The organism is Streptomyces sp. NBC_01013, assembly GCF_045162765.1.
Classification (GTDB): Bacteria; Actinomycetota; Actinomycetes; order Streptomycetales; family Streptomycetaceae; genus Streptomyces.
The window spans coordinates 3,714,550-3,733,527 of sequence record NZ_CP108687.1 but is presented as its reverse complement, the minus strand read 5'-3'; the positions used below and the strand labels follow the sequence as shown (position 1 = coordinate 3,733,527).

The 18,978-nt window shown below is 71.0% G+C and carries 17 protein-coding genes and 1 riboswitch; of the genes, 7 read left to right on the top strand and 10 right to left on the bottom strand.

Annotation, left to right across the window (positions count from 1 at the left end):
• Positions 1-18: 18 nt before the first annotated feature.
• Positions 19-1,602: a M4 family metallopeptidase gene (locus tag OG538_RS16010; RefSeq protein WP_406094174.1), complete on the bottom strand. Its 1,584-nt coding sequence runs from the start codon at positions 1,600-1,602 to the stop codon at positions 19-21.
• Between the two features lie 277 nt (positions 1,603-1,879).
• Complete coding sequence (locus OG538_RS16005; RefSeq protein WP_328895462.1) at positions 1,880-2,455, bottom strand: TerD family protein; 576 nt, start codon at positions 2,453-2,455, stop codon at positions 1,880-1,882.
• A gap of 202 nt (positions 2,456-2,657) precedes the next feature.
• Between OG538_RS16005 and arfB the strand changes: the two genes are divergently transcribed.
• Entirely contained in the window at positions 2,658-3,083 is a 426-nt protein-coding gene (gene arfB / locus OG538_RS16000; protein ID WP_326737765.1) for an alternative ribosome rescue aminoacyl-tRNA hydrolase ArfB, read from the top strand.
• 127 nt (positions 3,084-3,210) lie between these two features.
• On the opposite strand, the gene OG538_RS15995 is transcribed toward arfB, so the two are convergent.
• Entirely contained in the window at positions 3,211-3,717 is a 507-nt protein-coding gene (locus OG538_RS15995) for a flavin reductase family protein (RefSeq protein WP_406094172.1), read from the bottom strand.
• Positions 3,718-4,090: 373 nt separating this feature from the next.
• Between OG538_RS15995 and cdgB the strand changes: the two genes are divergently transcribed.
• On the top strand, positions 4,091-5,740 hold the full coding sequence (gene cdgB / locus OG538_RS15990; protein WP_406094170.1) for a diguanylate cyclase CdgB: 1,650 nt from the start codon (positions 4,091-4,093) through the stop codon (positions 5,738-5,740).
• 153 nt (positions 5,741-5,893) lie between these two features.
• On the top strand, positions 5,894-6,889 hold the full coding sequence (locus OG538_RS15985; RefSeq protein WP_406094167.1) for a carbohydrate-binding protein: 996 nt from the start codon (positions 5,894-5,896) through the stop codon (positions 6,887-6,889).
• A 60-nt stretch (positions 6,890-6,949) separates the two neighbouring features.
• Here OG538_RS15985 and OG538_RS15980 read toward each other — a convergent pair whose 3' ends face one another.
• The 5 genes from OG538_RS15980 to OG538_RS15960 all read right to left on the bottom strand — a co-directional run bounded on the left by OG538_RS15980 (position 6,950) and on the right by OG538_RS15960 (position 12,200).
• Positions 6,950-7,804: a ketose-bisphosphate aldolase gene (locus OG538_RS15980; RefSeq protein WP_406094165.1), complete on the bottom strand. Its 855-nt coding sequence runs from the start codon at positions 7,802-7,804 to the stop codon at positions 6,950-6,952.
• A gap of 56 nt (positions 7,805-7,860) precedes the next feature.
• Positions 7,861-8,802 (bottom strand): 1-phosphofructokinase family hexose kinase, encoded by a 942-nt coding sequence (locus OG538_RS15975; protein WP_406094163.1) that lies wholly within the window; start codon positions 8,800-8,802, stop codon positions 7,861-7,863.
• A gap of 272 nt (positions 8,803-9,074) precedes the next feature.
• Entirely contained in the window at positions 9,075-10,229 is a 1,155-nt protein-coding gene (nagA, locus tag OG538_RS15970) for an N-acetylglucosamine-6-phosphate deacetylase (protein ID WP_406094161.1), read from the bottom strand.
• A complete protein-coding gene (locus OG538_RS15965; RefSeq protein WP_406100169.1) occupies positions 10,229-11,122 on the bottom strand; it encodes an ROK family protein in 894 nt (297 codons plus the stop codon). The genes nagA and OG538_RS15965 overlap by 1 nt, the downstream gene beginning before the upstream one ends.
• Positions 11,123-11,291: 169 nt before the next feature.
• On the bottom strand, positions 11,292-12,200 hold the full coding sequence (locus tag OG538_RS15960) for an SIS domain-containing protein (protein ID WP_406094158.1): 909 nt from the start codon (positions 12,198-12,200) through the stop codon (positions 11,292-11,294).
• 292 nt (positions 12,201-12,492) lie between these two features.
• Between OG538_RS15960 and OG538_RS15955 the strand changes: the two genes are divergently transcribed.
• The 3 genes from OG538_RS15955 (at position 12,493) to otsB (ending at position 15,002) form a co-directional block, all read left to right on the top strand.
• A complete protein-coding gene (locus tag OG538_RS15955; RefSeq protein ID WP_406100168.1) occupies positions 12,493-13,710 on the top strand; it encodes an extracellular solute-binding protein in 1,218 nt (405 codons plus the stop codon).
• A 32-nt stretch (positions 13,711-13,742) separates the two neighbouring features.
• Positions 13,743-14,015, top strand: a complete 273-nt coding sequence (locus OG538_RS15950) for a DUF3263 domain-containing protein (protein ID WP_406094156.1) — start codon at positions 13,743-13,745, stop codon at positions 14,013-14,015.
• A gap of 132 nt (positions 14,016-14,147) precedes the next feature.
• Positions 14,148-15,002 carry a trehalose-phosphatase gene (gene otsB / locus OG538_RS15945; RefSeq protein ID WP_406094154.1) on the top strand — a complete coding sequence of 285 codons (855 nt, stop codon included), beginning with the start codon at positions 14,148-14,150 and terminating at the stop codon, positions 15,000-15,002.
• On the opposite strand, the gene OG538_RS15940 is transcribed toward otsB, so the two are convergent.
• Together OG538_RS15940 and OG538_RS15935 are read right to left on the bottom strand one after the other, a co-directional pair.
• Positions 14,979-16,370, bottom strand: coding sequence for a trehalose-6-phosphate synthase (locus tag OG538_RS15940; protein ID WP_406094152.1), 1,392 nt, complete (start codon positions 16,368-16,370; stop codon positions 14,979-14,981). The genes otsB and OG538_RS15940 overlap by 24 nt on opposite strands.
• Positions 16,371-16,414: 44 nt before the next feature.
• Positions 16,415-17,362 (bottom strand): glucosyl-3-phosphoglycerate synthase, encoded by a 948-nt coding sequence (locus OG538_RS15935; RefSeq protein ID WP_406100167.1) that lies wholly within the window; start codon positions 17,360-17,362, stop codon positions 16,415-16,417.
• A 153-nt stretch (positions 17,363-17,515) separates the two neighbouring features.
• Positions 17,516-17,642: riboswitch (SAM riboswitch) on the top strand.
• 17 nt (positions 17,643-17,659) lie between these two features.
• Here OG538_RS15935 and thrC point away from each other — a divergent pair.
• Complete coding sequence (gene thrC, locus OG538_RS15930) at positions 17,660-18,952, top strand: threonine synthase (RefSeq protein WP_406094150.1); 1,293 nt, start codon at positions 17,660-17,662, stop codon at positions 18,950-18,952.
• Positions 18,953-18,978: the final 26 nt, after the last annotated feature.

Here is an 18,978-nt window from a genome sequence, read left to right as displayed (position 1 = left end):
GGAACGACGCGGAAGGCGTTACTTCACGTTGACGCCGGTCCAGGCGGCGTCGACCGCCTTGAGTTCGGCGCTGTCCGCGCCGTACAGGTCGGTCGCCGCCTTCTCGGTCGCGACGCGGGCGGCCGCGTAGTCGGTGGTCGAGGTCATGTACTCGGAGAGGGCCTTGTACCAGATCTGGACGGCCTTGTCCCGGCCGATGCCGGTGACGGTGGAGCCGTCGGAGGTCGGGGAGTCGTAGTCGACACCGTTGATGGTCTTCGCGCCGCTGCCCTCGGCCAGCAGGTAGAAGAAGTGGTTGGCGACACCGGAGGAGTAGTGCACGTCCTGGTCGCCGACGCCGCTGGACCAGTAGTCGGCCGAGCCGCCGTCCTTGCTGGGCTTGTCCATGTAACGCAGCGGGGTGCCGTCGCCGTTGATGTCGATCTTCTCGCCGATGAGGTAGTCCCCGACGTCGGTGGCGTTGTCGGCGAAGAACTCCACGGAGGTGCCGAAGATGTCGCTGGTCGCCTCGTTGAGGCCGCCGGACTCTCCGGCGTAGTCGAGGTTGGCGGTGGCGGCGGTCAGGCCGTGGCTCATCTCGTGACCGGCGACGTCGAGGCCGGTGAGGGCACTCTTGTTGTCGGCACCGTCGCCGTAGGTCATGCAGAAGCAGCTGTCGTCCCAGAAGGCGTTGACGTACGCGTCGCCGTAGTGGACTCGGGAGTAGGCGGCCTTGCCGTCGCCGGCGATGCCGTCGCGGCCGAGGGCCGACTTGTAGAAGTCCCACGTCATCGCGGCGCCGTAGTGGGCGTCGACCGCGGCGGTCTGGCGGTCGTTGCCGGTGCCGTCGCCCCAGGTGTCGTCGTCGTCGGTGACGAGGTCGCCGGTGCCGCTCTCGCCCTGGTTGAGGTCGTACGTCTTGTGACCGCCGCGGTCGCCGTCGGTCAGCTCGAATCCCGAACCGGAGGCGGTGGTGGAGAGGTCGACCTTGCCGCTGTACTGGCTGTTGCCGACGCCGGCCGTCTCGATCGCCTCGTAGCTGTGCAGCTTCTTGCCGGTGACGGCGTCCGTGATGATGTGGAGCCGGCTGGGGGTGCCGTCCTTCTGCACGCCGGTCTTCACGGTCTCGAAGGCCAGGACGGGCTTGGAGCCGCGCGCCCAGATCACCTTGCGGGCGCTCGCCGCAGTCTTGATCTTCGCCGTCGTGGACGGCACGGCTATCCGGGCGTTGGTCGCCTTGGTGACGCTCTTGAGCTTGCCGTTGCTCGCGGTGTGGGTGACGAGGTCGCCGCCGAGGACGGGCAGCCCGGCGTAGGTGCGCTCGTAGCGGGTGTGGACGGTGCCCTTGGCGTCCTTGATCACGTCACGGGCGATCAGCTTCTCCTGGGCACCGAGTCCCAGTGAGCCGGCGGTCGAAGACGAGTCGGCCTGGGCCGACTTGATGGCGCTCGTGCGTGCCGAGGCGCTGCTGAAGGCGGGCGAGGTGGTGCGGGGAGAAGCGGAGGGACCGTCACCGGGAGTGTTCGGGTCGGCGTTCGCCGCACCGGTCTGCACTCCGACGACGACCATCGCGGCCACGGCGGCCAGGGCTGCGGCGCGACGGGTGTTCATGTGGGGGGTCATGCGTTCTCCGTTGCTCGTTCCGTGGGGGGTTACGAGCGGAGAGCGTGCCACCGAATGACCACTTCTGACCGTGTACCAACAATTACCTCACAATTCTTTGACCGTTTCTTGTCCGACTGGGAAAGGTCTGTGTCCGCTATCCGGCGGACTTCCATCGATGGGGCAACATCGCGTGTCGTGCGCCCCGTTGGGCGCGTTCAGTGGTAAGCGGACGCGCGGGAGCCCCCGGCCGCAGGACGTTCGGCCGGGGGCTCCCGTGAAGCGGACGTACGGAGCGTCAGAGGTTGACGCCGAAGTCCTGCGCGATGCCGCGCAGGCCCGAGGCGTAGCCCTGGCCCACGGCGCGGAACTTCCACTCGGCGCCGTTGCGGTACAGCTCGCCGAAGACCATGGCGGTCTCGGTGGCGGCGTCCTCGCTCAGGTCGTAGCGCGCGATCTCGGCGCCGCCGGCCTGGTTCAGGATGCGGATGTAGGCGTTGCGCACCTGGCCGAAGTTCTGGCTGCGGGTCTCGGCGTCGTAGATCGACACCGGGAAGACGATCTTGTCGATGTCGGCCGGCAGGCCCGCCAGGTTGACGTTGATCTGCTCGTCGTCGCCCTCGCCCTCACCCGTGACGTTGTCACCGGTGTGCACGATGGTCTGGTCCGGCGTCGCCTTGTTGTTGAAGAAGACGAAGTGCCCGTCGGAGAAGACCTTCCCCGCGGCGTTGACCGCGATCGCCGAAGCGTCGAGGTCGAAGTCGGTGCCGGTGGTGGTACGGACGTCCCAGCCGAGGCCGACCGTGACGGCGGTGAGGCCGGGGGCCTCCTTGGTGAGGGAGACGTTGCCGCCCTTGGACAGGCTTACTGCCATGGGAAGTCCCTTTCATCTGTCATGTGCGGGCTTCGTGCCATCACGAAGCTACCGTCACAGTTCATAACGCAGGCAGGGGACCGTGAGGTTCCTTCCGCCTTTACTTTCTTTACCGAACTGATGACGGGGTGCGGGCAGACGGAGGAAGGCGTGCGCCAAAAGGAGGTGACGAACCATGCGTGGGGCGGGGAACATGGGTGTCATGTCCGGGCCCTATGTCATCCGCGGTGCGGTCTCCCTGCCGGAGGCCGAGCTCATGTGGCGTTTCTCGCGGTCCTCCGGGCCCGGCGGGCAGCACGTCAACACCAGCGACTCCCAGGTGGAGCTGCGCTTCGACCTCGCGGCGACCGAGTCGCTGCCGGAGGTGTGGAAGGAACGCGCGCTGGAGCGGCTGGCGAGCCGGCTGGTCAACGGCGTCGTCTCGGTCCGTTCCTCGGAGCACCGCTCGCAGTGGCGCAACCGCGAGACGGCCGCCGTGCGGCTCACGGCCCTGCTGGCCGAGGCCACGGCGCCGCCGCCCAAGCCGCGCGTCAAGCGCAAGATCCCGCGCGGGATCAACGAACGCCGGCTGCGCGAGAAGAAGCAGCGCGGCGACACCAAACGAGGCCGCTCCGGCCGGGACTGGTAACCCGCGACGGCTCCCGTCGGGCCCCCGTCGCCTACCGCGTCACCCTCGCCGCGTGCCGCCGCCCCTCGGGCTCCGTCCCCCTGCCGCGTACCCCTCGCCGCCGCCCCCGGGCTCGGGCTCCGTGCCGTCAGCCCAGCTGCCGGTAGCGCCCGCGGAAGTACGTCAGCGGACCGCCGTCCTCGCTGGGCAGCTGCGCACCGAGCACCCGGCCGATCACCAGCGTGTGGTCACCTGCCGTGATCCGCTGCTCCGTGCGGCACTCCAGCGTCGCGAGCGCGCCGCCGACCAGGGGCGCGCCGGTGACCTCGCCCCGTACATAGGGGATGTCCTCGAAGAGCAGCCGGTCGCTGATCCGGCCCTTCATGGCGAACCGGCCCGCGATGTGCCGCTGGCTCTCCGACAGTACGGAGACGGCCCACAGCGGCTGTTCCGCCAGCAGGTCGTCCATCCGGGAGTCGTTGCGCAGACTCACCATGACCAGCGGCGGGTCGAGCGACACCGACATGAAGGCGGTCGCGGTCATGCCCACGTCCTCGCCGCGCCCGTGCTCGTCGAGCGGGGGCTCCTGTGCGGTGATCAGGACCACTCCGGCTGCCAGCCGGGCGAGGGCGCCGCGGAACTCGTCGTTGCTCACCCCCTCAGCATGGGGGACGGTTTCGGTACGCGGGGTGGGGGGCTTCGTCTGCAACACATCCGGAACGCTAGCCGCGTACGGTGGCCCCTCGCATCGGGCCAGGGGACCAGCCAGGTCCTAGGACCCGGCGGGCCCGGGCGGGCATCGCCCGGCGTTTGCTTTTTGCGTTCAAGAAAAGGACGGACCACTCATCGGCGGCACTCGCGACCCTTCACCATCTGTTGTGACTTGAGTCACAGAGCGCAATATTTGTTGACCCTGTGTACCGGGTGCGCAGCTCACTGTGATTCAGTGGCCGTGACACTGCAGTAAGTACGTCTAGTGCGTCGATATGAAATCTGGAGTGCTGTCGAGGTCTCGGGGAGTGCGAGCGATGGAGGCCGAGTCGGAGCCGTACGTCCGTCTTGCGACGATGCGGCAGCTGCACCAGGCCGTGGCCGATCTCAACACGGCACGGAGCCTGGCCGACACTCTGCAGACCGTCGCCGACGGAATCGTCGCCGGTCTCGGATACGAGCTTGCCTGCGTCAACCTCGTCCGTCCCGACGGTGATCTCGTCGTCGCCGCCTTCGCGGGCAACAACGCCGCCGAGGCCCTGATCACCGGTCGCGTCGGCTCGCGTACCTCCTGGGAGCGCCGCCTGGCCATGGGCGAGGCATGGGACGAGCTGCGTTTCATACCGCACACCGACGGCTGGGTCCTCCTCGACGATGACGTCCCGCAGTGGCACACCGAGGGCCCCGAGCCCCGCTTCGAGGACGAATGGCACCCGCAGGACCGGCTCTACGCCCCGATGTACGCCTCCGGCAGCGGTCAGGACCTTCTCGGCGTGATATCCGTCGACCGTCCCCGCAACGGCCGCCGCCCCGGTGCCTGGGGCCGTGAGGCGCTCCAGATGTACGCCTCCCAGTCGGCCATTGCGATCAGTAACGCCAGGCTCCGGGCAAACATGCAGCGTGCCCTGGTCCGCCTGGAGCGCGAACAGCAGGCGCTGCGGGCCAGCGAGGAGTCCTTCCGCCAGGCCTTCGAATACGCGCCCAGCGGCATGGCCATCGCGGAGATGGGCGGCGACCAGCACGGCAGGCTGCTGCGCACCAACGACGCGCTGTGCCGGCTCCTGGGCCGCCCCGCCTCGGTGCTGCGCCGCTACTCCTTCGCCGACCTGGTCCACCCCGAGGACATCGGCACCCTGCTCCGGACCTCGGCCGAGGGGGGCCGGGCCGAGCTGCGGCTGGGCCGCCGGGACGGCACCTACCTGTGGGTCTCGCTGCGCAACTCCGTCGTGGCGGACACCGCGGACGGGCCGCGCTTCCTCCTCACGCACGTCGAGGACATAGAGGAGCGCAAGCGCCACGAGCTGAACCTCGCGCACCGCGCCTCGCACGACGCCCTGACCGGTCTGCCCAACAGCGCGGAGCTGCGGGCCCGGCTCAGCGCACGGCTGTGCGAGCGCCCCCACGCGGTGATGTCCACCGACGTGGAGGCGCTGGACGCGGCGTACGGCGATGTCGACGAGGCCCGGGTGCACGGCTCTCCCGCCGACGGGTTCGGCGCGGGGCGGGGCGTCGGCCCGTACGACCACCATGTGCATTCCGTCGCACCGGACACGGTGAACGACGACGGGTCGAAGGGGCTCGCGGTCCTCTTCTGCGACCTGGACGGTTTCAAGTCGATCAACGACCGTTTCGGCCATCACACGGGTGACGCGGTTCTCATCGAGGTCGCCCGGCGGCTCACCACGTGTGTCCGTGACGGGGACACCGTCGCCCGGCTCGGGGGTGACGAATTCGTCGTTCTCGCGGACGGGCTCGGGGCCGCAGACGCCGCGGACCTGGCCGTACGCCTGCGTAACGCCATCATTCCGCCCATTCGGGTCGACGGCCGGGCGGTGCGGGTGGGGGCGAGTTTCGGCATCGGCTGGGCCGCCTGCGGCATGACCGCCGAAGAGGTGCTGCGCTCCGCCGACCAGCGGATGTACGTCGAGAAGCGGTCCCGTTCGAAGGTTCACCGCCGAGCCGGATGATGTTCGCCGGGGTGTGGTTCCCGGGGTGCGTGGCTCGGAGGGCCCCCACCTCCGGCAATTCTTGGTGTCGTCCGTTCGGGGTAGGCTCGGCCGGTCGGCGACGGCTGGCGATATTCGGCGACGGCTGGCGACATGGTGAGGAGTGACCCAGGGATGGCCGGGAACAACGGCGCGAGCACACCACCCGAGGACGACGATCCGTTCGGCTACCTCTACGAGGACGGACGGGCAGCCGGCGCGCAGCCACCGGGACAGGGCGGCTACGGCTACCCGGGTCCCGCCGCGCAGCCGGGCGTGCCCCGGACCTCGTACAACCAGGTGCGGACCGTCGGTGAGCGCCAGTACGGGCAGGTGCCGCCGCAGCAGGCGTACGGCCAGGCCCAGGCGCCCTACGGCCAGCCGAACGGCCAGTACGGCCAGCCGAACGCGCAGTACGCGGCCCCGGAGACGTACCCCGGTGGTGCCACGACCGCGCAGGTGCCGCACCAGGGCGGCCGCGGCAGCGGAAACGGCGGCTCCGGCAGAGGCGGTCCGAACACCAAGGGTCTGCTGATCGGGGCGGTCGCGGTGGTCGCGGTCGTGCTCATCGGCATCGGCGCCGCGCTGATGACGGACGACGACAACAAGGACAAGAAGAAGGACGAGGCCACGTCCTCGGCCGGTCCCGGCGGCGAGGTCGAGCAGTCCCCGACGCCGGAGCAGTCCACGACGTCCGAGGCCCCCGTCGAGCTCCCGAAGCAGGATGCGGCGTCGCTGAAGCTCGGCGGCGACGCGGGGCTCGACAACACCGTCAAGGGCGCCAAGAGCAACAACGGGCAGTACATCAACCTCAACGCGGTCGGCAGGTCCGCGACCTGGTCCGTCGAGGTGCCGGAGGCCGGCGAGTACACGTTGTTCGTCACGTACGGCGTGCCGGGCAAGGACGCCAAGACGTCGCTCACGGTGAACTCCGAGGCCCCGCGCTCCATCAACATGACGAACTTCGCCCAGGCCCCCGAGGGCGATCTGGAGAAGGGGTGGACGACCACGTACGCCTACGTCAACCTCACCAAGGGTCCGAACACCCTGATGATCTCCTGCAACGAGGGCGACCAGTGTGATGCCAACCTGGACCAGCTGTCGCTGAAGGCCGGTCACCAGACGCGCTGACCCGGCCCACCCGCACGCGCGTTCCGGCCCCCTCGCCCCGCGGCGAGGGGGCCGGTTTGTCTACCGGCCCATCAGGGCCAGGAAGCCCGCCACCGTCGCGGCCATCGCCTCGCGGCCCGGGGCGATGTACTTGCGCGGGTCGACGCCCGTGGTGTGTTCGGCCAGGTGGGCGCGGACGGCCCCGGTGAACGCCGTGTTCAGCGCCGTACCCACGTTGATCTTGACCATGCCGGAGGACGCGACGGCCCGGCGGATCTCCTCGTCCGGCACGCCGCTGGAGCCGTGCAGCACCAGCGGCACGGGGACGGCGTCACGGAGCCGGCCGATCAGCTCGTGGTCCAGGGCGGCGGTGCGCTCGGTCATGGCGTGCGAGGAGCCGACGGCGACGGCCAGCGCGTCGACACCGGTGGCGGCGACGTACGCGGCTGCCTCGGCCGGGTCGGTGCGGACGCCGGGGGCGTGGGCGTCGAGCGGCGCCTCGCCCTCCTTGCCGCCGACCTTGCCGAGCTCGGCCTCGATCCAGATGCCCCGCTCGCGGCCCCAGGCGACCGCTTCGGCGGTGGCCCGGACGTTCTCCTCGTAACCCAGCTTGGACGCGTCGAACATCACCGAACCGAAGCCCGCGTCGGCGGCCTGGTGCAGCAGTTCCACGGACTCGACGTGGTCGAGGTGCAGGGCGAGCGCGGCGCCGGAGGTGCGGGCGACGGCCGCTGCCGCGGCGGCGATGGGGGCGAGCCGGCCGCCGTGGAACTTCACGGCGTTCTCGGAGATCTGGAGGATGGCGGGCGCGCCGGCGCGTTCGGCCCCGGCGGCGATGGCCTCGGCGTGCTCCAGCGTGATGACGTTGAAGGCGGCGATCCCGCGTCCCTCGGCCTGGGCGGCGGAGACGAGTTCACCGGTGCTGACGAGCGGCATGCTGACCTCTGTGTTTTCCTCGGGTCCGGCGGGCGGGCCCGGTGGGGACGCGGTGTTCAGGCCGCGTCTGCGTGTTCCTCGATACCGACGCGCGGCAGCAGCTCCTCGTACGCCGCGCGGTCGAAGTCACCGGCCGTGGGGGAGAGCACGGTCGCCGTCGACAGTGCCACCGCCCGTCGCAGCCGGTCCGGCCAGCTCAGGCCCTCCGCGAGTCCGGACAGCAGTCCGGCCACCGCGGAGTCGCCGGCCCCGGTCGGGTTGCCCTTGACGGGTGCGGGCGGGGACGCCTGCCAGTTGCCGTCGGGGGTGACCGCCAGCATGCCGTCGGGGCCCAGTGAGGCGATGACCCCGTGGGCGCCGCGGCGGCGGGCGTCGCGGGCGCCGCGCAGGGGCTCGCGGGAGCCGGTGAGCTGGGCGAGCTCGTCGGCGTTGGGCTTGATCAGGTCGGGGCGGGCGGCGATGCCGCGCCGCAGTGGTTCCCCGCTGGAGTCCAGGAGGACGGGGACGCCGGCGTTGCGGGCGAGGCGGACCAGTTCGGCGTACCCGCCGACGTGGATGCCGGGCGGCAGGCTGCCGCAGAGGGCGACCGCGTCGGCGGTGGTGAGCAGCTCTCCGTACGAGCCGAGGAACGCGGTCCACTCGTCGGCGGTGACGTGGGGTCCGGGTTCGTTGAACTGGGTGGTGTCCCCGGTGGTCCGGTCGACGACGGCCAGGGTGCGGCGGGTGTCGCCGGCCACGGGCACGAGTGCGTCGATGACGCGCGCGGGGTGGGTGGGGAGTGCCGCGAGCAGCTCGCGCAGTACGGCTCCGGTGGCCCCTCCGGCGAAGCCGGTGACGACGCTGTCGTGACCGAGGGCGGCGAGGACACGGGCGACGTTGACGCCCTTGCCGCCGGGGCGCTCGGAGAGGTCGGTGACGCGGTGGCTGGCGTGCGGGACGAGTGCCGGTACGCCGTACGTCAGGTCGAGTGCCGTGTTCAGTGTGACCGTGAGGATCACTTCGGCCGCTCCCTCGATACGTGTGGAGCGCGGATCCAAGGGTGTGTCGTGAAAGTCCCGCCGGCCCGCGGCGTCCGCGCGCACGCCCGGGGTGTGGCGGGGCCCGTCCTTCGGGCGGACGGTGCTGCTTTCAGGACACGCCCTTGCCAGAACGCGCTTTCCCTGCTGGTTTGCTACGCGATCATGTCAAAGAGACGGCGGTCGGCCCAGACGTCGGGACCAACCGCCGTCTCTTCGTTACGTGTGCGGCCCGTGGGCCGAGCGGGCGGATATCAGCCGGTCTGCGGCTGAACGATCCACTCGCCCCGGCGCATGACGCCCCTGAGCCGGAAGTCCTCGTCCAGGACGACGAGGTCGGCGTCCTTGCCGGGCTCCAGCGAGCCGACGCGGTCGTACACGCCGAGAAGCCGGGCCGGGTTGGCGGAGATGGACTGCACCACGTCGCCGACCGGGATCCGGTCGATGGTGACGGCCCGGTGGAAAGCGGTGTCCAGGGTGAGGGTGGAGCCCGCGATGGAACCGCCCTCGACGAGCCGGGCGACGCCGTCCTTGACCTCGACGGCGAGCGGGCCGAGCTGGTACTGGCCGTCGCCGAAACCGGCCGCGTCCATGGCGTCGGTGATCAGCGCGACGCGGTGGGCGCCCGCGTGGTGGTAGGCGAGCTCCAGGGCGGCCGGGTGCAGGTGGGTGCCGTCGTTGATGAGCTCGACGGTGATCCGCTCGTCCTCCAGGAGGGCGGCGATGGGGCCGGGCGCGCGGTGGCCGAGGCCCGGCATCGCGTTGAAGAGGTGCGTGGCGACGGTGGCGCCGGCGTCGATCGCCTCGACGGTCTGCTCGTACGTGGCGTCCGTGTGCCCGATCGCGGCGATGACGCCGTGCTCGGCGAGCAGCCGTACGGAGTCGATGCCGCCGGGCAGTTCGGTGGCGAGCGTGAACATCTTCGCGGTGCCGCGCGCGGCGTCCATCAGCTTGCGGACCTCGGCCGGGTCCGGGTGGCGCAGCAGGCCCTCGCTGTGGGCGCCCTTGCGGCAGGGGGAGATGAAGGGGCCCTCGAAGTGGATGCCGGCCAGGTCCCCCTGTTCGACGAGTTCGGAGAGGATGCCGGCCCGTTCGGCCAGGAAGTCCATCTCGCCGGTGACGGTCGAGGCGACCAGGGTGGTGGTGCCGTGCTCGCGGTGGGTGCGGACTCCGGTGAGGACCTCGTCCACGGTGCCCGAGGTGAAGGAGGCGCCGCCGCCGCCGTGGTTGTGCATGTCCACGAAGCCGGGAACGATCCAGTGGCCGGACAGGTCGACGGTCCGGGCGCCCTCCGCCGGGCTGCCGGCGATGCGGGCGCCCTCGACGATCACCCGGCCGTTCTCGACGGTCCCGGTGGGGAGTACCACCCGGGCACCTGTGAGAACGGTGCTGTCTGCGCGTCCGGCCATCAGGCGGATACCTCCGTGGAGAGTAGATCCCAGGCGAGCAGCCCTGCGCCCAGGCATCCGGCGGTGTCCCCGAGGGCCGCCGGGACGATGTGGGGCAGCTTCTGGAACGTGACGCGTTCCTCGACGGCCGCACGGAGTGGTGTGAACAAGGTTTCCCCGGCCTCGGCGAGACCGCCACCGATGATGAGCGTGCGGGGGTCGAGCAGCGTGATCGCGGTGACGAGTCCGGCGGCGAGGGCGTCGACGGCGTCGCGCCACACCGCGACGGCCTCCGGGTCGCCCGATTCGACGGCCTTGGCGCAGTCGGCGGCGTCGGCCTGCGGGTCGCCGGACGCGGCGGCCCAGGCCCGGCTGACGGCGGCCGCGGACGCCAGCGTCTCCAGACAGCCGCGCTGGCCGCAGGGGCAGTCCGGGCCGTCGGGCCGGACCACGACGTGGCCGATCTCGCCCGCGTAGCCGTGCGCGCCAGCCTCGATGGAGCCGGCGATGCCGATGGCTCCGGCGATTCCGGTGCCCAGCGGCACGAACAGGAAGCGGTCGGCTCCCCTGCCCGCACCGATCCGGCCCTCGGCGAGGCCGCCGGTCCTGACGTCGTGGCCGAGCGCCACGGGCACGCCGCCGAGGCGTTCGCCGAGCAGCCGGCGCATGGGTACGTCCCGCCAGCCCAGGTTCGCCGCGTAGACGGCGATCCCGTTCTCGGCGTCGACGATGCCGGGCACCGCGACGCCGGCCGCGACGGCACTCTCGCCGAAGTGCTCCTCGCCGTACGCGCGCAGATCCGCCGCGAAGGCGAGGACCGACTCCACGACGGAGTCGGGGCCGCGCTCTCTGCCGGTCGCGCGCCGCGCCTCGTAGAGCAGGGCGCCATCGGCCCCGACCAGTGCGGCCTTCATTCCGGTGCCGCCCACATCGAGGGCGATGACGTGTTTCACGGGAAACAGTTTCGCCCTACGGACCCCAAAAGGTCTAGTCCACTCTCGCTGTTTGTTGCGCATCCATACAAAATCGGGGTCACAACCTGGCGGCAACCTCCCCACAGGGGACGCCATGCCCCCGCCCCGGCTACCCCGGCAGGATCACGCTGCGCGAGAGATTGCGCGGATGGTCCGGGTCGTAGCCCTTCGATTCCGCGAGGACCACCGCGAGGCGCTGCACCCGGATCAGGTCCGCCATCGGGTCCGCGGACCGGCGGGCGACGAGCGTCCCGCCGACCGCCGCGACCTCACCGGCGAGCCCCTCGGGCAGCGGGCCGAAGACCCACGCCACCCGGTTCGGACCGGTGATCGCGATCGGGCCGTGCCGGTACTCCATCGCGGGGTACGACTCGGTCCAGGCGCCCGCCGCCTCGCGCATCTTCAGCCCGGCCTCCTGCGCCAGACCGTAGGACCAGCCGCGCCCCAGGAACGTCCACTGCTCGGCCGCCACCACCGACTCGTCCAGCGGCTCGGTCACCGCCAGCTCCGCGTCCACGGCGGCCTCGGCGACCGTCTTCACCCCCGCCGGGAGCGGGCCCGCCGCCTCCAGGCCCGCCCGCAGGAACGCCAGCGCCGTGGTGGCGAACCGGGTCTGGACGACCGACTCCTCGTCCGCCCAGTCCAGTACGGCCACCGTGTCGGCGGCCTCCATGACCGGCGTCTTCGGGTCGGCCGTCAGCGCGACGGTGGCCGTCCTGCCGCGCAGCTCGCCCAGGAGTGCCAGCACCTCGCTCGTCGTACCGGAACGGGTGATCGCCACGACCCGGTCGTAGGCCCGTCCGGCTGGGAACTCCGACGAGGCGTACGCGTCCGTCTCTCCCTGCCCTGCCGCCTCCCGCAGCGCCGCGTAGGCGATGGCCATGAACCAGGAGGTGCCGCACCCCGTCACGGCGACCCGTTCGCCCGGTCGCGGCAGCCCCTCGAAGGCGGCGCCCGCTTCGGCGGCACGGCGCCAGCAGCTGGGCTGGGTGGCGATTTCTGATGCGGTACGGGACATGCTGGACGGCTCCTCGCGGCTGGCGGTGGCTGGGGCGGCTCGCAGGTGGACGCGCCGGGTCCGGCCCGGCCGAGACCTCCTTAGCAGTCGCTCCGCGCCCCGTGCAATGCTGCTGTGTTGCGGAAGCGATACCCGTGTGGTGTAGACCTCCCCGTGCGTGTGGGGAGAAAATCGCAGCTCATCCGGAGGGCCCCACGCCGACGTGGGTGCCGCGGATGACGCAATCAACGAGAACGGACTGGCTGTGCAGCGGCGTTATTTGGGACTGACGGCGGCTCTCGCCGCACTGGGGATGACGGCCACGCTGTCGGGCTGCGGCGGCTCCGGCGGCTCGGGCGATGTCACGCTGAAACTGGTCGCGGCCGACTACGGCACCGGTGACGCCAACAAGTCCGACACGTACTGGGACGGGGTGGCCCGGAGCTTCGAGGCGTCCCATCCCGGGATCAAGGTCGACGTGACCGTCTATCCGTGGACGGACGTCGACCGCAAGGTCGCCGAGATGGTGAAGGACGGAAAGGCCCCCGACATCGCGCAGATCGGTGCGTACGCGGACTACGCCAAGGCCGGCAAGCTCTACTCCGCCGACCAGATGCTCAGCATCCCCACCCAGGCCAACTTCCTGCCGAAGCTCGCGGAGGCCGGCCGCTACAGCCGCGTCCAGTACGGGCTGCCGTTCGTGGCCAGCACCCGGCTGCTCTTCTACAACAAGGACCTGTTCTCCCAGGCCGGCCTCAAGTCCCCCCGGACCTGGGACGACATAGCCGCCGACGCCGCGGCGCTCAAGCAGCGCGGGGTGACGTACCCGTTCGCGCTGCCGCTCGGCCAGGAGGAGTCCCAGGCCGAGACCATGATGTGGCTGCTCAGCGGCGGCGGTGGCTACACCGACGACGTCGGCTCGTACGCCATCGACTCGATCGAGAACGTCAAGACCTTCGACTGGCTGAAGACGAACCTCGTCGACAAGGGTCTCGTCGGCCCCGTCGCCCCCGGCAAGCTCAACCGGGCCGACGCCTTCAAGGCGTTCACCAAGGGCGACGTGGGCATGCTCAACGGCCACCCGACCCTGATGGAGGAGGCCCAGAAGCAGGGCGTGCACGTCGGCATGGTGCAACTGCCCGGCACCGAGGGGCCCACCAAGACGTCGATGGGCGTCGCCGACTGGATCATGGGGTTCAAGCAGGGCGGCCACCGGGCCGAGGTGGGCAAGTTCTTCGACTTCATGTTCAGCGACAAGAACGTGATCGAGTTCGCCGATACGTACGACCTGCTGCCCGTCACCGAGAGCGCGTCCGCGGCGATGGAGGACGATCCGAAGTTCAAGCCGCTGCACAAGTTCCTGGCCGCACTGCCGGAGGCGGAGTTCTACCCGTTCGGCAAGACGTCCTGGGCCCAGGCCAGTGAGTCGATCAAGGAGAACATCGGCACGGCGGTCGAGCCGGGCGCGAACCCGGAGAGCGTGCTCCAGCACATCGCGCAGGAGTCCATGGCGGCGGAGAGCGCGGAGTAGCGGCCCTCGGCCCGCCCAATATATTGGCTGATATGACCGCCCTCCCCCCGAACGGCCCCGGCGACGAGCCCGCCCCTCCTGCCCAGCTCTCCGACCGGGACCGTGCGGTTCTGGCGGTCGAGCGGCAGTCGTGGGCGGGCCCCGGGGCGAAGGAGCGGGCGATCAGGGAACAGCTCGGCATCTCGCCCACCCGCTACTACCAGCTGCTGAACGCCCTCCTCGACGACCGGCGGGCGCTGGAGGCCGACCCCGTGACGGTCAACCGTCTGCGCCGCGTCCGCGAGGCGAGGCGCGGACGCCGGTGACACCGGGGGGGGCGAACCCGCCGGGCCTTCGTTCCGCTGGACGCCCCGGCCACACGTGGCCGCCCGCCCGGTCGGCCGAGCGGCCCCGCGGCACGCGCCCCGCGCGGGACCCGCCGCCTATAGGCTCGGCCCATGGGCAGCAACCCGCACACTCCGCCCCTGCCGGTCCCGACCACGCCCGCCGGCCAGGAGGGCCTCGCCGCGCTCCTCGCCCGGCCCGACCGCGCCGTCATCGCACTCGATTTCGACGGCACGCTCGCCGACATCGTTCCGGACCCCGAACAGGCCCGCGCCCACCCGGGCGTCGTCGAGGCGCTGGCCGCACTCGCCCCCAAGGTCGCGTCGATCGCCGTGATCACCGGCCGGCCGGCCGGTGTCGCGGTCCGCTACGGCGGCTTCGCGGGCGTCGCGGGGCTGGACCGGCTCGTCGTCCTCGGCCACTACGGCGCCGAACGCTGGGACGCCGTCTCCGGGACCGTCCGCGCCCCCGCCCCGCACCCCGGCGTCGCCGCCGTGCGGGCCGAACTCCCCGGCGTGCTCGACAGGTTCGACTCCTGGCACGGCACCTGGATAGAGGAGAAGGGGCAGGCGCTCGCCGTCCACACCCGCCGCGCCGCCGACCCGCAGGCCGCCTTCGAGGCCCTGCGGGGTCCCCTCGGCGAGCTCGCCGCCCGCCATGGGCTGATCGTCGAACCGGGCCGGCTGGTCCTGGAGTTGCGCCCCTCGGGCATGGACAAGGGCGTGGCACTCACGCGGTACGTGCACGAGACCGGCGCCGGCTCGGTGCTCTACGCGGGCGACGACCTGGGCGACCTCGCCGCGTACACCGCCGTGGACAAACTCCGCACCGAGGGCCCCGACGGCACTCCCGGACTGCTGATCTGCAGCGGCACGGAAGTGCCCGAACTGGCCGAACGCGCCGACCTGTCGGTGCCGGGACCGGGGGCCGTCGTCGACTTCCTGTCAGCCCTGGCGCAGCGCCTCTAGCTGGTCCAGGAACCACTGCTGCGGCGGCAGCGCGGTGGCCGCCGCGGCCAGCCGCTTCGTGCGGGCCGTCCGCTCGTCGTCCGCCATCGTCAGCGCCTCGTGGAGGGCCGCGGCGGTGGCGGACACGTCGTACGGGTTCACCGTGATCGCGTCGGTGCCCAGCTCCTCGTACGCCCCCGCCTCGCGCGACAGCACCAGCGCGCAGCCGTGATCGGAGACCACCGGGACCTCCTTGGCGACCAGGTTCATCCCGTCCCGGATCGGGTTGACGAGTGCGACGTCCGCCATCCGGTACGCCGCCAGCGAGCGGGCGAAGTCGTCCTTGACGTGCAGGACCACCGGCGTCCAGTCCGCCGTCCCGTACTCCGCGTTGATCTCGTCGGCGACGCGCTGCACCTCGGCGGTGTAGTCGCGGTAGACCGCGAGGTCCTGCCGCGAGGGGTAGGCGAACGCGATGTGGACGACGCGTCCCCGCCACTCGGGCCGCTCGTCGAGCAGGGCCCGGTAGGCCAGCATCCCGCGGACGATGTTCTTGGACAGTTCCGTACGGTCCACCCGGACGATCGTCTTCCGGCCGGGTCCCACCTGCTCCCGCAGTGCCGCCATGCGCTCGTCCACGTCCGCTTCGCCCGCTCGGCGGCGCAGGAAGTCCGCGTCGGCGCCGAGGCCGTGCACCCCGATCCGGGTACGGCCGGTACCGCCGAGGATCTCCGCGCAGCAGCCGATGAAGGCGTCCGCCCAGCGGCGGGTCAGGAACGCCGCCCGATCGGCGCCCAGAATGCCGTGCAGCAGCTGTTCGGCGATGTCGTCGGGCAGCAGCCGGAAGTAGTCGACGGGCGCCCACGGGGTGTGCGAGAAGTGGCCGATCCGCAGGTCGGGGCGGAGCTCACGGAGCATGCCGGGCACCAGGGCCAGGTGGTAGTCCTGCACGAGGACCGCCGCGCCCTCGCCCGCCTCCTCGGCCAGCGCAGCGGCGAAGGCCCGGTTGTACGTCTCGAAGGAGGCCCACTGCCGGCGGAACTCCGCGTCGAAGACGGGCTCGACGGGGGTCTGGTAGAGCAGGTGGTGGACGAACCAGAGCACCGAGTTGGCGATGCCGTTGTACGCGTCGGCGTGCACGTCCGCGTCGATGTCGAGCATCCGGACGCCCGGCTCGCCGACCCCGCGCCGCACCGCCTCCCGGTCGCCGTCCCCGAGGGCGGCGCACACCCACATCTTGTCGTCCACGGCGCTCAGGCCGGAGACGAGTCCGCCCCCGCCCCGTTTCGCATCGAGGGTGCCGTCCTCGTGCAGCGCGTACGAGACCGGGCCGCGGTTGGACGCGACGAGTACCTGGGCAGCGGGCTGAGGGGCGTGCTCGGAGACCATGTTGCGGAATCTAGCCCGATCGCGAACCGCCCAAACGTGCGAAGTCACGCCGCGCGCCGTGAAACGTACTCCTCGATCTCCAGCATCGGCGGCCGTTCCTCGGTGTCCACCGGGTACGTGTGCGGGACGAAGCCGTGCTCGCCGCGCTCGAACTGGGTCAGCGCGGGGCGGACCAGATGGCCCCGGGAGAGGCGGAGTTGGGCGGTCCGGTAGATGGCGGCGGCCATCCGGCCGAGCGCCTGGCCGTCCTGGTGGCGGTGCTTCCTGACGCCGACGTCGACCTGCGCGAGCGCGTCCAGGCCGACCGTGTGCAGGGAGTCGACGAGCAGGCCCAGTTCCACTCCGTAACCGACCGGGAAGGGCAGCCGCTCCAGCAGCGAGCGGCGCACGGCGTACTCGCCGCCCAGGGGCTGCACGAAGCCGGCCAGCTGGGGCCAGTGCAGATTGAGCAGCGGGCGTGCCACCATTTCGGTGACCCGGCCGCCCTGACCGGTGGTGTCACCGAACGGCCGGTCGTACATCGCCTTGACGAACTGCACCGAGGGATCGGTCAGCAGCGGGCCGACGATGCCGGAGACGAAGTCCGCCGAGAAGTCCTTCAGGTCCGCGTCGATGAAGCAGACGATGTCGCCGCCGGTCACCAGGAGTGACCGCCACAGCACCTCGCCCTTGCCGGGGACCGCCGGTATGCGGGGCAGGATGGCGTCCCGGTGGACCACCCGGGCGCCCGCCCGGCGGGCGACCTCCGTGGTGGCGTCCGTCGAGCCGGAGTCGATCACCACGAGCTCGTCGACCAGCCGGACCTTCTCCATGAGCTCGCGCCGGATCGTCGTGACGATGTCCCCGACCGTCTCCGCCTCGTTCAGCGCGGGCAGCACGACACTCACGCTCGGCCCGTGCGTGTCGTTCCTGGCATCCAGCAGACGGTCCAGCGGACGGTCGGCGGCTGACCAGGAACGCCCGGTCAGCCAGCGTTCGACCTCTTCCAGCACGGTCGATACTCCCTGTATGTGATCCATCTCGCGGTTCGGACGACTATCTCAACAGTCCGATGCTTCGGTTACAGTCTTGAACAACGCAGATGGCCGTCGCATGCCGGGGTCCGTCCGCCGATAAACGCCTGGATCCATGGTCCAGTGCCACAGCGCTCATCCAGAGGGACAGAGGGAACGGCCCGTTGAAGTCCCGGCAACCCTCCCGCCGACCGCGAGGTCAGGTGGGGAAGGTGCCAATTCCGTCTCGTGACGAAATGCGTCGCGAGGAAGATGAGGAGAAAGGGCCTCGCCATCATGGCTGTTGAGACTGTTGCAGCACACACCGAAGTTTCCGTGGATCTCGGTCCCGCCGCGGCGCTTTCCTGCCGCGAATGCGGAGAGCGATTCGCACTCGGCCCCCTTTTCGCCTGCGCGTCCTGTTTCGGGCCGCTCGAAGTGGCGTACGACCTGCCGAGCGGCTCCCCGGACGAGCTGAAGAAGCGCATCGAGGCCGGACCCAACAACATCTGGCGCTACGCGCCGCTGCTGCCGGTCCCCTCCGATGTCGCGGACAAGCCCAACATCAACCCCGGCTTCACCAAGCTGGTCAAGGCCGACAACCTCGCCCGCGAGCTGGGCGTCACCGGCGGTCTGTACGTCAAGGACGACTCCGGCAACCCGACGCACTCCTTCAAGGACCGCGTCGTCGCGATCGCCGTCGAGGCCGCCCGCGCCTTCGGGTTCACCACCCTGTCCTGCTCCTCCACCGGCAACCTCGCCGGCGCCGTGGGCGCCGCCGCCGCCCGCGCCGGTCTGCGCTCGTGCGTGTTCATCCCGCACGACCTGGAGCAGGGCAAGGTCGTCATGGCCGCGGTGTACGGCGGTGAACTGGTCGGCATCGAGGGCAACTACGACGACGTCAACCGCTTCTGCTCCGAGCTCATCGGCGACCCGCTGGGCGAGGGCTGGGGCTTCGTCAACGTCAACCTGCGCCCGTACTACGGCGAGGGCTCCAAGACCCTCGCGTACGAGATCTGCGAGCAGCTCGGCTGGCAGCTGCCCGATCAGCTCGTCATCCCGATCGCGTCCGGCTCGCAGCTCACGAAGATCGACAAGGGTCTCCAGGAGCTGATCAAGCTGGGCCTGGTCGAGGACAAGCCGTACAAGATCTTCGGCGCCCAGGCCGAGGGCTGCTCCCCGGTCTCCGTCGCCTTCAAGGCCGGACACGACGTCGTGCGGCCGCAGAAACCGAACACCATCGCCAAGTCCCTGGCGATCGGCAACCCGGCCGACGGCCCGTACGTCCTGGACATCGCCCGCCGCACCGGTGGTGCCGTCGAGGACGTCAACGACGAGCAGGTCGTCGACGCGATCAAGCTGCTGGCCCGCACCGAGGGCATCTTCGCCGAGACGGCGGGCGGGGTGACCGTGGGCGTGACGAAGAAGCTGATCGACGCCGGTCTGCTCGACCCGGCGCTCACCACCGTCATCCTGAACACCGGTGACGGCCTCAAGACGCTCGACGCGGTGGCCGCGACCTCGCAGGCGAGCGCCACGATCCGCCCGAGCCTGGACGCCTTCCGCGCCGCGGGCCTCGCCACCAGCTGAGAAAGCGGGCGGGCGGCCCCTGCCGG

Excerpts from the sequence above, each read along its gene's own strand:
- OG538_RS16010 (WP_406094174.1), bottom strand. The coding sequence starts at position 1,602 with ATGACCCCCCACATGAACACCCGTCGCGCCGCAGCCCTGGCCGCCGTG.
- OG538_RS16005 (WP_328895462.1), bottom strand. The coding sequence starts at position 2,455 with ATGGCAGTAAGCCTGTCCAAGGGCGGCAACGTCTCCCTCACCAAGGAG.
- arfB (WP_326737765.1), top strand. The coding sequence starts at position 2,658 with ATGTCCGGGCCCTATGTCATCCGCGGTGCGGTCTCCCTGCCGGAGGCC.
- cdgB (WP_406094170.1), top strand. The coding sequence starts at position 4,091 with ATGGAGGCCGAGTCGGAGCCGTACGTCCGTCTTGCGACGATGCGGCAG.
- OG538_RS15985 (WP_406094167.1), top strand. The coding sequence starts at position 5,894 with ATGGCCGGGAACAACGGCGCGAGCACACCACCCGAGGACGACGATCCG.
- OG538_RS15980 (WP_406094165.1), bottom strand. The coding sequence starts at position 7,804 with ATGCCGCTCGTCAGCACCGGTGAACTCGTCTCCGCCGCCCAGGCCGAG.
- nagA (WP_406094161.1), bottom strand. The coding sequence starts at position 10,229 with ATGGCCGGACGCGCAGACAGCACCGTTCTCACAGGTGCCCGGGTGGTA.
- OG538_RS15965 (WP_406100169.1), bottom strand. The coding sequence starts at position 11,122 with ATGAAGGCCGCACTGGTCGGGGCCGATGGCGCCCTGCTCTACGAGGCG.
- OG538_RS15960 (WP_406094158.1), bottom strand. The coding sequence starts at position 12,200 with ATGTCCCGTACCGCATCAGAAATCGCCACCCAGCCCAGCTGCTGGCGC.
- OG538_RS15955 (WP_406100168.1), top strand. The coding sequence starts at position 12,493 with ATGACGGCCACGCTGTCGGGCTGCGGCGGCTCCGGCGGCTCGGGCGAT.
- OG538_RS15950 (WP_406094156.1), top strand. The coding sequence starts at position 13,743 with ATGACCGCCCTCCCCCCGAACGGCCCCGGCGACGAGCCCGCCCCTCCT.
- otsB (WP_406094154.1), top strand. The coding sequence starts at position 14,148 with ATGGGCAGCAACCCGCACACTCCGCCCCTGCCGGTCCCGACCACGCCC.
- OG538_RS15940 (WP_406094152.1), bottom strand. The coding sequence starts at position 16,370 with ATGGTCTCCGAGCACGCCCCTCAGCCCGCTGCCCAGGTACTCGTCGCG.
- thrC (WP_406094150.1), top strand. The coding sequence starts at position 17,660 with ATGGCTGTTGAGACTGTTGCAGCACACACCGAAGTTTCCGTGGATCTC.